General features: G+C 68.1%; 14 protein-coding genes. 6 read left to right on the top strand and 8 right to left on the bottom strand.

Annotation, left to right across the window (positions count from 1 at the left end; all coding sequences use genetic code 11):
• Positions 1 to 39 precede the first annotated feature (39 nt).
• The 4 genes from modA to sbmA all read left to right on the top strand — a co-directional run bounded on the left by modA (position 40) and on the right by sbmA (position 3,985).
• The gene (modA, locus tag AC11WY_RS05515) at positions 40 to 840 is read left to right on the top strand and encodes a molybdate ABC transporter substrate-binding protein (protein WP_482923359.1); all 801 of its coding nucleotides are present in this window, start codon (positions 40 to 42) and stop codon (positions 838 to 840) included.
• Positions 840 to 1,508 (top strand): molybdate ABC transporter permease subunit, encoded by a 669-nt coding sequence (gene modB / locus AC11WY_RS05510; RefSeq protein WP_482923357.1) that lies wholly within the window; start codon positions 840 to 842, stop codon positions 1,506 to 1,508. Before modA ends, modB begins: the two co-directional genes overlap by 1 nt.
• Entirely contained in the window at positions 1,508 to 2,599 is a 1,092-nt protein-coding gene (gene modC / locus AC11WY_RS05505) for a molybdenum ABC transporter ATP-binding protein (protein WP_482923355.1), read from the top strand. Before modB ends, modC begins: the two co-directional genes overlap by 1 nt.
• A 147-nt stretch (positions 2,600 to 2,746) precedes the next feature.
• Entirely contained in the window at positions 2,747 to 3,985 is a 1,239-nt protein-coding gene (sbmA, locus tag AC11WY_RS05500) for a peptide antibiotic transporter SbmA (protein ID WP_482923353.1), read from the top strand.
• Positions 3,986 to 3,991: 6 nt separating this feature from the next.
• Here the strand turns inward: sbmA and AC11WY_RS05495 are convergent, their stop codons facing one another.
• The 3 genes from AC11WY_RS05495 to AC11WY_RS05485 all read right to left on the bottom strand — a co-directional run bounded on the left by AC11WY_RS05495 (position 3,992) and on the right by AC11WY_RS05485 (position 6,922).
• A complete protein-coding gene (locus AC11WY_RS05495; protein WP_482923351.1) occupies positions 3,992 to 5,638 on the bottom strand; it encodes a Na/Pi cotransporter family protein in 1,647 nt (548 codons plus the stop codon).
• Between the two features lie 123 nt (positions 5,639 to 5,761).
• Complete coding sequence (locus AC11WY_RS05490) at positions 5,762 to 6,544, bottom strand: YkgJ family cysteine cluster protein (RefSeq protein WP_482923349.1); 783 nt, start codon at positions 6,542 to 6,544, stop codon at positions 5,762 to 5,764.
• A 24-nt stretch (positions 6,545 to 6,568) separates the two neighbouring features.
• A complete protein-coding gene (locus tag AC11WY_RS05485; RefSeq protein ID WP_482923347.1) occupies positions 6,569 to 6,922 on the bottom strand; it encodes a cupin domain-containing protein in 354 nt (117 codons plus the stop codon).
• 116 nt (positions 6,923 to 7,038) lie between these two features.
• Here AC11WY_RS05485 and rsgA point away from each other — a divergent pair, with 116 nt between their 5' ends.
• Positions 7,039 to 8,103: a ribosome small subunit-dependent GTPase A gene (rsgA, locus tag AC11WY_RS05480; protein WP_482923345.1), complete on the top strand. Its 1,065-nt coding sequence runs from the start codon at positions 7,039 to 7,041 to the stop codon at positions 8,101 to 8,103.
• Positions 8,104 to 8,109: 6 nt separating this feature from the next.
• Here rsgA and AC11WY_RS05475 read toward each other — a convergent pair whose 3' ends face one another.
• Both AC11WY_RS05475 and AC11WY_RS05470 read right to left on the bottom strand, forming a co-directional pair.
• Positions 8,110 to 8,685 carry a GNAT family N-acetyltransferase gene (locus tag AC11WY_RS05475; protein ID WP_482923343.1) on the bottom strand — a complete coding sequence of 192 codons (576 nt, stop codon included), beginning with the start codon at positions 8,683 to 8,685 and terminating at the stop codon, positions 8,110 to 8,112.
• Positions 8,686 to 8,777: 92 nt separating this feature from the next.
• Positions 8,778 to 10,256: an NAD-dependent succinate-semialdehyde dehydrogenase gene (locus AC11WY_RS05470; protein WP_482923341.1), complete on the bottom strand. Its 1,479-nt coding sequence runs from the start codon at positions 10,254 to 10,256 to the stop codon at positions 8,778 to 8,780.
• Between the two features lie 84 nt (positions 10,257 to 10,340).
• Here AC11WY_RS05470 and AC11WY_RS05465 point away from each other — a divergent pair, with 84 nt between their 5' ends.
• Positions 10,341 to 11,138 carry an alpha/beta hydrolase gene (locus AC11WY_RS05465; RefSeq protein ID WP_482923339.1) on the top strand — a complete coding sequence of 266 codons (798 nt, stop codon included), beginning with the start codon at positions 10,341 to 10,343 and terminating at the stop codon, positions 11,136 to 11,138.
• Here the strand turns inward: AC11WY_RS05465 and AC11WY_RS05460 are convergent.
• The 3 genes from AC11WY_RS05460 to AC11WY_RS05450 all read right to left on the bottom strand — a co-directional run bounded on the left by AC11WY_RS05460 (position 11,133) and on the right by AC11WY_RS05450 (position 13,553).
• Positions 11,133 to 11,693 carry a hypothetical protein gene (locus AC11WY_RS05460; protein ID WP_482923337.1) on the bottom strand — a complete coding sequence of 187 codons (561 nt, stop codon included), beginning with the start codon at positions 11,691 to 11,693 and terminating at the stop codon, positions 11,133 to 11,135. The genes AC11WY_RS05465 and AC11WY_RS05460 overlap by 6 nt on opposite strands.
• 71 nt (positions 11,694 to 11,764) lie before the next feature.
• A complete protein-coding gene (locus AC11WY_RS05455) occupies positions 11,765 to 12,754 on the bottom strand; it encodes a P1 family peptidase (RefSeq protein WP_482923335.1) in 990 nt (329 codons plus the stop codon).
• A gap of 58 nt (positions 12,755 to 12,812) precedes the next feature.
• Positions 12,813 to 13,553 (bottom strand): glucose 1-dehydrogenase, encoded by a 741-nt coding sequence (locus AC11WY_RS05450; protein ID WP_482923333.1) that lies wholly within the window; start codon positions 13,551 to 13,553, stop codon positions 12,813 to 12,815.
• Between the last annotated feature and the right edge of the window lie 117 nt (positions 13,554 to 13,670).

The raw sequence follows: 13,670 nt of genomic DNA, 5'->3' as shown, positions 1-13,670 counted from the left end.
ATATGTTTTGCAAAACATATCGCTCGCCAGGAGGTTCCGATGAGCCGTTTCCCGCTGCCGCGCCGCGCCCTTCTTGGGGCGCTTGCGCTGATTGCAAGCCTTGGCCTGTTGCCGCTGGCGGTTCGCGCCGCCGACGATGCCCCGGTGATCGCCGCCGCTGCCGATCTCAAATTCGCCCTGACCGAGATCGCGGCCGCCTTCAAGGCCGACACCGGCAACGGCGTCACGCTGTCGTTCGGCTCCACCGGCAACTTCGCGCGCCAGATCCGGCAGGGCGCCCCGTTCCAGATGTTTCTGGCTGCCGACGAACAATATGTGCTCGATCTGGCCCATGACGGCTACACCAGAGGCGATGGGCAGCTTTATGCCGTGGGGCGGATCGTGATGATCGTGCCCAAGGGGTCGGCGCTGAAACCCGACGGCACGCTGCAAAGCCTGAAGGCCGCACTGGCGGCGGGCACGATCACGCATTTCGCGATCGCCAACCCCGATCACGCGCCCTACGGGCTGCGCGCGAAGGAGGCGCTGCAACATCAGGGGCTGTGGGACGCGATCGAGCCGAAGCTGGTGCTGGGCGAAAATGTCAGCCAGGCGGCGCAGTTTGCCCTTTCGGGCGATGCGCAAGGCGGCATTATCGCCTATTCGCTTGCGGTCTCGCCCGAGGTTTCGGCGCTGGGCGACTACGACCTGATCCCGATCGACTTTCATGAACCGCTCGATCAGCGCATGGTGCTGCTGAAATCGGCGGGGCCGGTGGCTGAAGCCTTCTATGCCTATATGAACACCCCGCCCGCGCGTGCCATCATGAAGAAATACGGCTTTGCTCTGCCGGGGGAATGATGGACTGGACGGCCCTTTTCCTGTCGCTGCGGCTGGCGGGGTTCACCGTGGTGATCCTGCTGCCGGTCGCGGTGTTCGCGGGGCGTTTCCTGGCTTACCGTGATTTTCCCGGCAAGGGGCTGATCGAGGCGCTGGTGGCCGTTCCGCTGGTGCTGCCGCCCACGGTGTTCGGTTTCTACCTGCTGGTCAGCTTCGGGGCGCATTCCCCGATCGGCCAGCTCTGGCACGCCGCCTTCGGCAGGCCGCTGGTGTTCACCTTCGAGGGGCTGCTCGTCGCCTCGGTGATCTTCAATCTGCCCTTCGCCGTGCAGCCCGCGCAACGCGCCTTCGAAGCCATTCCGGTGCTGGTGCGCGAGGCCGCGTCCTGCTGCGGCATGACCCCGCTGCGGGCGCTACGTCGGGTGGAACTGCCGCTGGCTTGGCCCGGCCTGATCACCGCGATGGTGCTGACCTTCACCCATACGCTGGGCGAGTTCGGCATCGTGCTGATGGTCGGCGGTTCGATCCCCGGCCAGACCAAGACGATCGCCATCGCCATTTATGACCGGGTGCAAAGCTTCGACACCGCCAGCGCCGCGCTGATGTCGGCGGTGCTGCTGGCGATCTCGCTGGCCACCATCACGCTGACCTTCTGGCTGTCGCGCCGGGTCGGGCGCAGGCTGCGCTGATGGCGCTTCAGGTCATGGCCAGGGCGGCGGGGCCGATTCCGCTCGACCTGTCGTTCCGGGTGGAACCCGGCGAGCTTCTGGCGCTGGTGGGCCATTCCGGTTCGGGCAAGTCGACCGTGCTGCGCACGATCACCGGGCTGTGGCGCCCCGAACAGGCGCGGGTCAGCGTCGGCGGCACGGTCTGGCTGGATACCGCGGCGGGGCTGTGCCTGCCGCCGCACCAGCGCCGGGTGGGCATGGTGTTTCAGGCCTACGGGCTGTTTCCGCACCTGACGGCGCTGGGCAATGTCGGGGCCGCGCTCGATCACCTGCCGCGCGCGGAACGGCCCGCCGAGGCGCGGCGCCTGCTGGCGCTGGTCAATCTGGGCGGGCTGGAGGGGCGGCGTCCGGCGGAACTTTCCGGCGGCCAGCAGCAGCGCGTGGCGATCGCGCGCGCGCTGGCGCGGCAACCCGCGGCGCTGTTGCTGGATGAACCCTTCTCGGCGGTGGACCGGGTCACGCGTGAGGTGCTTTATCGGGAAATCCGCGCCCTGCGTGGCCGGTTCGACATGCCGGTGGTGCTGGTTACCCACGACATCGGCGAGGCGCAGTTGCTGGCCGACCGGATCGTGGTGATCGAGGCGGGCCGCGCCGTCTTTGTCGGCCCGACGGACACCGTGATGTTCAATCCCGCCGCCCTCAAGACGCTGGGGATCAGCGAAGCGGGCGCGGTGATCGAGGCGCGGCTGGTGGCACAGGACGCCGACGGGCTTTCGGTGCTGGAAACCTCGGCCGGGCGGCTTTACCTGCCGCGCATCGAGGCGGTGCCCGGCACAAGGTTGCGCGTCCGCATCCACGCCAACGACGTGATCCTGTCGCGCGCCCGGCCCGAGGGGTTGTCGGCGCTGAACATCCTGCCCGGCACGGTGGAAACGGTGCATCTCGGCGAGGGGCCGGGGGCGCTGGTGCAGGTGCGTTCGGGCACCGACCTGATCCTTGCGCGCCTCACCCGCCGCTCGGCCGAGGCGCTGGGGCTGGCCCCCGGCGTCGCCTGTCATGCTATCCTGAAAACGGTCGCGGTGGGGCGGGGGGATGTCGGCGCGGGTTCCTGAACCGCTCGCGGCGTATCAACCCGGCGTGGTTGGGCTTTCGGCGCAGGCGCGGGCGCGAAAGAACGTATCCAGAGCGAATGACCCTTGTCGCCCGCCGGAAAAACCCGGTTAAAGGAAGACGCCAGAAACCGCCGGAGGTGCGCGCCCGTGTTTCAGTCCTTCTTTCCCCGGCCCCGGCTGTTCCTGATCTCGGCGATCCTCTGGGTCACGGTGGCGGTGGCGTTCTGGTATACGGTCGGCGAAGGGCTTGGCACCGCCATCGGCCTGCCGCCCGACGCGGGCGAAACCGACCCGGTGCTGGGCCTGGGCTACTTCGTGACGCCCGGCTTTCTGTGGTTCTACATCTACGTGGCGGTGTTTCTGACCGCCTTCACCGCCGCCTGGTTCATCCTGTCGCCGCACAGGTATCAGTGGTGGTCGGTCTTCGGCTCGACGGTGATCCTGCTGTCCACCTATTTCAGCGTGCAGGTCTCGGTCGCGATCAACAATTGGCGCCGCCCGTTCTTCGACGATGTGCAGACGGCGCTGTCGGGCAAGTCCACGGTGACGGCGGCCGATCTTTACTGGCTGACCCTGATCTTTGCCGAAATCGCCTTCGTCTGGCTGGCGGTCTATGTGGCGACGCGGTTCTTTGTCAGCCACTACATCTTCCGCTGGCGCACCGCGATGAACGACTACTACATGTCGCGCTGGCCCGATGTGCGCTCGATCGAGGGTGCCGCGCAGCGGGTGCAGGAAGACACCATGCGCTTTGCCTCGATCATGGAGGATCTGGGGTCGTCGGCGATTGAATCGGTGATGACGCTGGTCGCCTTCCTGCCGGTGCTGGCCGCGCTGTCGGCCAATGTGCAGGATATGCCGCTGGTGGGCCACATCCCCGAGCCGCTGCTGGTGGCGGCGGTGTTCTGGTCGCTGTTCGGCACGGTGCTGCTGGCCGTCGCCGGGATCAAGCTGCCGGGTCTGGCCTTCCTCAACCAGCGCGTCGAGGCGGCCTATCGCAAGGAACTGGTCTACGGCGAGGATGACGACACCCGCGCGGGCCCGGTCACGGTGCGCGAACTTTTCGTCAACGTGCGGAAGAACTACTTCCGCTACTACTTCCACTTCGCCTACTTCAACGTGTTCCGCGGCATGTACATTCAGGCCGACAACATCTTTGCCTACCTGATCCTGATCCCCACCATCGCGGCGGGCAAGATCAGCTTCGGCATCCTGCAACAGGTGCTGACCGCCTTCGGGCAGGTCTCGGGTTCGTTCCAGTATCTCGTCGGAAGCTGGTCGACGATCATCGAACTGCAATCGGTCTACAAGCGCCTGAAGGCGTTCGAGGCGGCATTCGAAGGTAAACGGCTGGACGCGATCGAGGCGATCATCGCGGCGAAATGATCCGAGTCAGGACGCCGCCGCCTTCAGGCGGCTTTCGATCAGCGCCCCGTCCTCGTCAAGGATCGGGTAGGCAACCGACGCGGTATGGGCATTCACCCGCTTCAGGTCGCGCAGCATGTCGAGGTGCAGCGACGAGGTTTGCAGGCTGGCGGCTTGCCCGTCGCGCAGCCGCAGGAAGTGGCGTTCGGCCGACTCGCGCTCCATCCGGCGGATCTCGACCTTGGCCTCCACCAGTTGCCGGGCCAGCGCCTTGTCGCGGCTGATGAAGATGGTCTGGGCGATGCGCAGGTTTTCCAGCGTCAGCAGGAACAGCGCCGTCAGTTCGCGGTAGCCCTCGTCGGAAAAGCGCAGGCCGAGCGAAATCTTCTTTTCCACCTGCCCCGACAAACCCTTGTCGAGGATGTCGCCGATGTGTTCGAGGTTGATGACGTAGTCGAGGATGATGATTGCGCGGCGTTTTTCATCCTCGCCCGCGCTGCTGCCCAGGCGCGACAGGTAGACCTTCACCTCTTGCTGAAGACTGTCCACCGTGTCGTCCAGCGTGGCGACCTCGCGCAGCGTCGCGGGGTTGTTGGTCCGGAACGCGGTCATCGTCAGCGTCATCATCCGCTCGACGATGTCGCCGATCGCCAGCACCTCGCGGCTGGCGCCGGTCAGCGCCAGCACCGGCAGCCCCAGCGCCGCCTCGTCCAGCCAGCGCGGGCCGACCGTGCCGGGGGTCGGCGCATCCGGCACCGCGCGCACCAGACTGCGCGAGATCGCCCCGGCGAAGGGCCAGATCACCGCGGCCAGCATCAGGTTGAACGCCAGATGCGCGGCCACCGGCAGCCCGGCGCGGCCCTGACCCAGCGCCAGCAACCCGGTGGCGATCAGCCCGGCCAGCGGCAGCGCCACAAAGCAGCCGATGCCCCGCACCGCAAGGTTGCCCAGCGTCACCCGCCGCGCCGCCGCGCCCAGCCGCAGCGTCGCCAGCACCGGCGGGATCGCCCCGCCGAAGTTCGCGCCCAGCACCATCACCACCGACAGCGCCGGATCAAGGCTGCCCGCCGTGCTGAGCGACAGGATCAGCATGATCACCGCCAGCGACGACGAACACGCCACCGCCAGCACCGCCGCAAAGCCGAAGGCGACCGGCCAGGCCCCGCCCAGCATCGCAAGGAACGCCGCCATCGCCGGTGAATCCCGCATCGGCTCCGACGCCAGATTCAGCAAGATCAGCGACAGCAGCAACAGCCCGATCCCGATCAGCGCAAGGCCGATGCCTGCCGCCTGCGGTTTCGCCTGCCGCCGCAGCACATAGCCGCCGAAGATCAGCACCGGCGACAGCGCCGTCAGCCCGGCCGACACGACCCAGGCCGTCAGCGCGGTGCCGACATTGGCGCCCAGCAGCACGATCTGCGCCATCCGGGGCCGGATCATCTGGCGGTCGACGAAATCCGCCGTCATCAGCGCCGTCGCGGTCGAGGATTGCAGCCCCAGCGTGGCCACCAGCCCCGACAGGAACGCCCGCGGCCCGCTGCGGGTGCCAAGGCCCAGCGCCATCTTCAGCCGCAGCCCGAAGGTCTCGGTGATGCCGTCGCGCACCAGCCGGAGGCCGAACAGCAGCAGACAGACCGCGCCTCCCAGCCGAACAAGGACCACCAGCGATTCCAAGAGCACCCTCCGCAGCGCGACGTTGTCCGATCCGGGCTTCGGCGCGGGAACCTGTCATAATTCTGTTACATTTCTGCCGCCCGCGCGGAAGTGTCAACCGGTCCGTTGGCGCGCGGCGGCAGGTCAGGCGCCGTCAGGCGGTTGCGGGCGCTTCAGGCGGCCGAAGATGTCCTGCAGGATTTCCGGCGCGGTGCGGGTCGGCGGGGTCTCGGGCACCTGGTCATGGTAGATCAGCGCATAGACCAGCGGCAGCCACGGCACGCCCGACTCGGCGGTATCGGCCAGCAACAGCGCTGTTGAGGGGCGCGAGGGCACCGGCACCGGCGTGATGCTGCCCGGCTGCGGGTCGGCGCAGTGCGTGGGCGGGCTGGACACCAGATACTGGCGGCAGGCCAGCGGCCGGTCGGGGTGGATCGAACAGGCCTCGTCCTCCAGAAACGGGCAGGGCACCCCCGCCGCGAAATAGCGCAGCCCCAGCGCGCGCGCCGAGGCGCCGGGGGTGGCCCGCGCCGCGTCCACCTCGGCCAGCAGCCCCTGCGCCTCCAGCGCGGCGAGCGCGTCCTGGAACCGCTGCCGCACATGGGCGCGCCGGGGTTCAGGCATCGCCGCGACCAGCCGACCCAGCGCGCGCGCCTCGGCCTGGGAAACCGGCACGATCTGGCGGCAGCAGGCGCCGCAGCCCTTGGCGCAGGTGACATGGCGCCCCTCGGACGCCTCGCGCGCCTCGGCGCGATCGACGATGAAGTTGGTCAGCCCCTGCAGGATCGGCAGCAGCCGCTCGACGCTGACCTTGCCCTCGGGCACCGTCAGGTCGATCTCGACCACCTCCCCGCCCATCGCCAGCGCGACATGGCCGTGGTTTACCGCCTCGCGGGCCGGATCCCCGGCGGAAAGCTTCAACGCCATGCGGGCCCCCACATTGCGGCGCGGTCACTTCAGACGGAAGTCGAAGTGCTTGCGCACCTTTTCCTCGATCACCCAGGTGCCCTTGAAGTCCTTTTCCACCACGAAGGCATCGCCCGCGACCACGCTGACCGGGGTGCCGCCATCGGGCGTGATGGTGATCCGCCCCTCGATCAGCACGACGTATTCATAGGCGGTGTAGGTGGCGTGATAGCTGCCCGGTGTGCATTCCCAGATGCCCGCCATCATGGTGCCGTCGGCAGCCTCGTGCAACACCCAGGTCGTCATCTGCGGGGTGCCCGCGGTCACGGTCCAGCCGTCGAGGGTGGCGGTGGAGGGGGTGACGGTGCTGGTGGCGGGAAGTCTGGTGACGGTCTGCATGGCGCGGCTCCGGTTGGGGTTCGTCCGCAGGCTAGGGGATTTGCGGGTCGGGGGGAAGGCGGCGCGCGCTGCGGACAAAGCTGTTGCCCGCAGCGGGTTTGGGGTAAAGAGAAAGGATGGAAACACCGGATGCCGCGGCCGAAACGCCCACCCTCGCCGATCTTGGCTGGCGAGCGTTCTTCCTTGACCAACTCGCGCCAGAGGAGGTGACGTCCCTCCGCCCGGTTCGGGTGCTGGCCGTGCATCGTCGCAGCCTTCATGTGGCGGGCGAGGGCATCGAGACCGAGATCGTGCCGTTTTCCGGCAGCACCGGGGACGGATCGGGGCAGGCCACCGTCGGCGACTGGTTGTTGATCGAACCGGAAGGCCACCATGCCGTCCGCCTGCTGGACCGCCAGAGCGTGTTTCGGCGGCGTGCCCCCGGCGAGGCGCACCGGACGCAGTTGATCGCGGCCAATATCGACACGCTGTTCATCACGACCTCCTGCAACAACGACTTCAACCTCGCCCGGCTGGAACGCTATCTGGCGCTGGCCTGCGAGGCCGAGGTCACGCCGGTCATCGTGCTGACCAAGGCCGACCAGACCGATACGCCCGAAGCATTCCTCAATCAGGCGTCCGGACTGATGCCCGATCTGAAGGTCGAGATTCTGGACGGCCGCGACAGCGCACAGGCAACGCGCCTGCTGCCGTGGTGCGGGCATGGCCAGACCGTCGCGTTCGTGGGCTCGTCGGGCGTCGGGAAATCGACGCTGGTCAACACGCTCTTGGCGGACGACCGGATCGACACCCAGGCCGTCCGCGAAAGCGACGCGCGCGGGCGCCACACGACGACCCACCGCGAGATGCACCGCCTGCGCTTCGGCGGCTGGCTGCTTGACACACCGGGGATGCGGGAGTTGCAGTTGGCCGATGTTCACGCCGGCATCGGCGGCGTCTTTGCCGACCTGGTGGCGCTGGTTCCGGGCTGCCGCTTTCGCGACTGCAAACACGACACCGAACCCGGCTGCGCCATCAATGCGGCCATCAAGGCCGGAACGATTGACGCCGACCGGGTGGAGCGCTGGAAGAAACTGCTGGCCGAAGACGCCTACAACTCCGCCAGCGTGGCCAAGCGCCACGCCAGCGGCCGTCTGCTGGTCAAGCCGGTCCGCAACGCGTCGGGCGCAAAGCGGCCGTGAGCGATCTCAGTGGCCGGTGCCGCCCTGCGGGGCATGGCGCGCGCCCAGCCTGCGCGCCCAGCCCTCGCGGCTCAGCCGAAAACACATGGTCAGCGTCGCGGGGGCTGCGGTCAGCGCCAGCATGGCATCGTGGCTGTGCACGGCACCAAGTTTCGCCGTGGCTTTCTGCGAGCGGATGTTGGTCGGCGCGATGTGCAGCCAGACCTCGGGGAATGACCCGAACGCGTGATCCAGCATCAGGCGCTTCATCTCGAAATTCGCCGACCCGCCCCAGTAGTCCTGTGCCAGAAAGGTAAAGCCGATGGACATGCTGTCGGGCCGGTCCGGTGCGGGATAGTAGCGCGAGCATCCGATGATCCGGCCGGTCGCTCGGTCGCGCACGCAAAGCGTGGTGCCGCTTGCCAGCAGGAAATCGAAATAGGGGAGGAAGACCTCGGGTTTCCAGCGGTCCTTTGCCGGATGCCCGGCCCAGAGGTCGGGCGAGGCGGCGGCGGCCTGCAAGCCGGGGCAGTCCTCGGCCCGAAGCGGGCTGAGAACGAGTGTTTCACCTGTCAGCGTGGGTTGGGCATCGAAGCTGGTCATGGTCCGGTCCCCGAGCGGCCGCGCGCCGCCGACACAAGGGGCCGCAAAGGCACCTGCCCCCGCCGCCCGGTCTCGCGATGCGTCATCCGCCCTCACACGCTCAGGCAGATGTACTTCATCTCCAGATAATCCTCGATCCCGTGGTGCGACCCTTCGCGCCCCAGCCCGGATTGCTTGACGCCGCCGAACGGCGCCACTTCGGTGGAAATCAGGCCGGTGTTCACGCCCACCATGCCGTATTCCAGCCCTTCCTGCACCCGCGTGATCCGCCCGATGTCGCGGGCGTAGAAGTAGCTCGCCAGCCCGAAGATGGTGTCATTGGCCAGCCGGATCGCCTCTTCCTCGGTCTCGAACTTGTAAAGCGGGGCCAGCGGGCCAAAGGTTTCCTCGGTCGACACCTTCATGTCGGGCGTCACACCCGTCACCACGGTCGGCTCGAAGAAGGTGCCGCCCAGCGCATGGCGATGGCCGCCGGTCACGATCTTGCCGCCGCCGGCAAGAATGTTGGCGATGTGGTCCTCGACCTTTTCCACCGCCGCCTCGTTGATCAGCGGCCCGGCTTCCGAGCCTTCGACCAGCCCGTCGCCGACCTTCAGCTTCTTCACCGCAACCGCCAGCTTGGCCGCAAAGGCGTCATAGACCCCGGCCTGCACATAGATGCGGTTGGCGCAGACGCAGGTCTGGCCGTTGTTGCGGAACTTGGAGATCATCGCACCGACCACGGCGGCATCCAGATCGGCGTCGTCGAACACGATGAACGGCGCGTTGCCGCCCAGTTCCATCGAGCATTTCATCACCTGCTCGGCCGCCTGCCGCAGCAGGATGCGCCCCACCTCGGTCGAGCCGGTGAAGGTCAGCTTGCGCACGATCGGGTTCTCGCAGAACTCTTTCCCGATGTCGGAGGATTTCTTCGAGGTGATCACACTGAAGATGCCCTTCGGCAGCCCCGCGCGTTCCGCCAGCACGGCCATCGCAAGAGCGGAGAGCGGTGTTTCCGCCGCAGGGCGCGCGACGAAGGCGCAGCCCACCGCCAGCGCGGGCGCGCATTTGCGCGCGATCATCGCGTTGGGAAAGTTCCACGGCGTGATCGAGCCCACCACGCCGATCGGTTGCTTGATCACCGTGATGCGCTTGTCGCGCTGATGGCCGGGGATCGTCTCGCCGTAAACCCGCTTGGCCTCTTCGGCGAACCATTCGACATAGGAGGCGCCATAGGCGACCTCGCCCTTGGCCTCGGCGAGGGGCTTGCCCATCTCGGCGGTCAGGATGCGGCCCAGATCGTCCTGGTTCGCCATCATCAGGTCGAACCACTTGCGCAACACCGCGGCGCGTTCCTTGCCGGTGCGGGCGGCCCATTCCTTCTGCGCCACCTCGGCGGCGGCAATCGCGCGCGCGGTTTCGGCGCGGGAAAGGTTCGGCACCTCGCAGATCACGTCGCCGCGGGCGGGATTGGTAACCGGAAAGGTGGTGCCGTCGTCGGCGTCGATCCACTCGCCCGCGACATAGGCTTTGGTCGCCAGCAGCGAAGGGTCCTTCAGTAGCGCGCGCAGATCGGTTACGGAATCGAGCATGGGGGCCTCCCTGAAATGTGCTGGCTCCTGCAATGCACGGGGCCGGGCATTTTGTCCAGTAACGCGCCGAACCGGGGACGCAGAATGGCGGACGTCGATCTGGCCTATTCCAACGGCGCCTTCATCGCCGGTGCCGACACCTACCCGATCCGCTGGGCCGCCGAGGCCGAAGCCTTCCGCGCCGCGCAAGGCCCTCGCGCCCGGCTCGGCATCCCCTACGGACCGGGCGCCCGCCAATGGCTGGACCTGTTCCGGCCTGACGGCCCGCCGCGAGGTCTGATGATCTTCATCCACGGCGGCTACTGGATGGAAACCAGCCCGCGCGACTGGTCGCACCTCGCCCAAGGCACCCTCGACCGCGGCTGGGCCTGCGCCCTGCCGGGTTATACCCTGGCGCCCGAGGCCCGCATCGCCACCATGACCACCGAGGTCGGGCAGGCCATCGCCCGCGCGGCACAGGACGTTGCGGGCCCGATCGCCATCACCGGCCATTCCGCGGGCGGCCACCTGTCCGCCCGCATGGCCTGCGCCGATGCGCCGCTGCCACCCGAGGTTGCCGCCCGCATTGCCCGCGTGGTGCCGATCTCGCCGCTCTCCGACCTGCGGCCGCTGCGGGCGACGCAGATGAACGCCACCCTGCACCTCGACGCGGCCGAGGCGGCGGCGGAAAGCCCCGCGCTGCTGGACCGCCGCGCGGGAACCGATGTGACGGTCTGGGTCGGCGGCATCGAACGCCCCGCCTTCCTCGACCAGGCGCGCTGGCTGGCGGAGGCCTGGCAATGCCCCGGCCACATTGCGCCGCGCCTGCACCACTTCAACGTGGTTGACGACCTGACCCGGCCCGATTCCGCGCTGATCGAAACGCTGCTCGGCGGGCTATGAGCCGAACTTCTCCAGCGCCGCAAAGTCGATCTTCGACAGGATCGGGATCATCTTCTCGACGTCGGCGCCTTGCGCCTGCACCAGCACCTGCGTTCCGACCAGACCCGACAACTGCCCGTCCTGATTCACGAATTTCCGGTCTCCGACCTTGGTGATCTTGCCCATCTGCGCCATCATCGCGGTATTGCCCAGCATCGTCGCCATCGAGGCCACCATCGCGTTGTTCGCCATCACGGTGATCTTGAACTCCACCCCGTCGCCACTGTAATCGGCCTCGACGCCGACCCCGCCGCCCAGGATGTTCAGCCCCGCGTTGACATCGGCATTGTCGGTGCGGGTCCAGCCGTCCGGCGCGGCCGGCAGGATCGCGGCCAGGGCGGTCGCGCGTTTGGTCTGGATCAGTTGCTGGGCATAGGCCAGGTCGTCCATCGCCTCTTTCAGCTTGCCGGCCTGATAGGAGGTCAGCGCGCTTTTCAGCGAATCTTCGGTTTCATCGGCCTGCACGGCGATCGCGGTGCACAGGACAAGGGCGGTGGCGGCAAACAAGGTTTTCATCGGCAAAGCTCTCAAGAAAGGGTTGATAATGCCGCCATGCTAGGCGAGGTGCCGATCCGCCCGCAAGCCACTCAATGGCGAAGCATCGACCACACTGGCTGCAGATCGCCCGGCCTCGCCCGTGCCGCGAAGACCGCCCGGGCGATGGCGCGGGCAAGGCAACAGGCCGCGGCGTGACCCAGCAGAAACGGGTCCGTCGCCGGGTCGGGCAGCGCCCTTGCCCCCGTCGCCACCGCAAAGACCAGATCGCCGTCGAACGGCGTATGGCTCGGCACGATCGCCCGCGCCATCCCGTCCTGCGCGGCGGTCGCCATTCGCAGCGCCTGCGCCTGGGTCAGCACCGCGTCGGTGGCGACGATGGCGATGGTCGTCGCTTCGCCCATCCGCTTGCCGGGCCTCGGCTCGGCCGTTGCCATGAACCCGCCCGGCAGACCCAGCCCGCCGAACTCATCGTCAATTTCCCACGGTGCCGCCCAGAACTGCGGGCCGTCCCCCACCGTCACGCGCCCCAGTGCATTCACCGCCACCAGCGCGCCCACGGTGATCCCGTTGCCCAGCACCGCCGAGGCCGAGCCGAGCCCGCCCTTCAGATTGCCGGTGGTCGCCCCGGTTCCCGCCCCCGCCGTGCCCAGTTCAAACTCCGCCGCCGCCGCGTCCAGTGCCGCGCGCCCCAACCGCTTGTAGGGGTTCTCGTGCCAGCCCTTGTCGCCGCCGTTCAGCAGATCGAACAGGATCGCCCCCGGCACGATCGGCACCCGGATGTCGCCCACCGCGAATCCGCGCCCCCTCTCGCGCAAGCCATCCGCCACGCCCGAGGCCGCATCCAGCCCGAAGGCCGAGCCGCCCGCCAGCACCAGCGCATCGACCTCCTGCACCAGCCGGTCGGGCGCCAGCAGATCGGTCTCGCGCGTGCCCGGCGCGCCGCCCATCACGTTCACGGCGGCCACGAAAGGACGCGTCCCGACCAGCACCGTTGCGCCCGAGCGCAGGGTGTGATCCCCGGCATTGCCGACCAGGAGCCTCTCGACATCGGTGATCAGGTTGCGCGGACCCGGCTTCATCGCGAGTCCCTCAATTCTTCTTGGCAAAAATACTCATCTGTTTGCCCCCCCAACCGCGTCAGATACAGCGCCCGCCGTCCACTTCCATCGCGACTCCGGTGACCATCGACGCCTCGTCCGAGCACAGGAACAGCGCCGCCGCGCCCATGTCGGCGGGGGTCGAGAACCGGCCGAGCGGGATGGTGGCCAGAAACTTTGCCCGCATTTCCGGCGTGTCCTCGCCCATGAAGCGTTTCAGCAGCGGCGTCTCGCCCGCCACCGGGCAGAGCGCGTTCACCCGCACGCCGCTCGGCGCAAGTTCCACCGCCATTGCCTTGGTCGCCGTGATCATCCAGCCCTTCGAGGCGTTATACCAGCTCAGCCGCGGCCGCGGGCTGATCCCGGCGGTCGAGGCGATGTTGAGGATCGCCCCTGCCCGCGCCGCCTTCATGCGCGGCACGATGTGGCGCGCGGTCAGGTAGACCGACTTCGCGTTGACCGCCAGCACCCGGTCGAATTCGTCCTCGGTGACGTCCTCCATCGGCATCGGCAGATGCGTGATCCCGGCGTTGTTCACCAGAATGTCGAGTTGCCCGAAGGCGGCAAAGGCCGCCTCGGCCATCGCCCGCACCGCGGCATCGCGGCTCACGTCCACGGCCTGCGCCAGCCCGCCGATCTCGGCCGCCACCGCCCGCGCCGCAGCCTCGTCGAGGTCGGCCACCATCACCCGCGCGCCCTCGGCCGCAAAGGCCCGCGCGATGCCCGCGCCAAAGCCTGATCCGCCGCCCGTGACGATTGCCGTCTTGCCCGCCAGCCGCATCCGCTTCCTCCGCTTGCCCGGCGTCCACCCTGCCCGACGGGCGCGCGAAGGCAAGAGGGGAGTTGCCGTGGTCGGCCCCCCGTGGCACCCAAGGGGGGCGCAACAGGTGAAGGACGA

Source organism: Solirhodobacter sp. (assembly GCF_964715405.1).
This window is presented reverse-complemented; position numbering and strand designations above follow the sequence as displayed.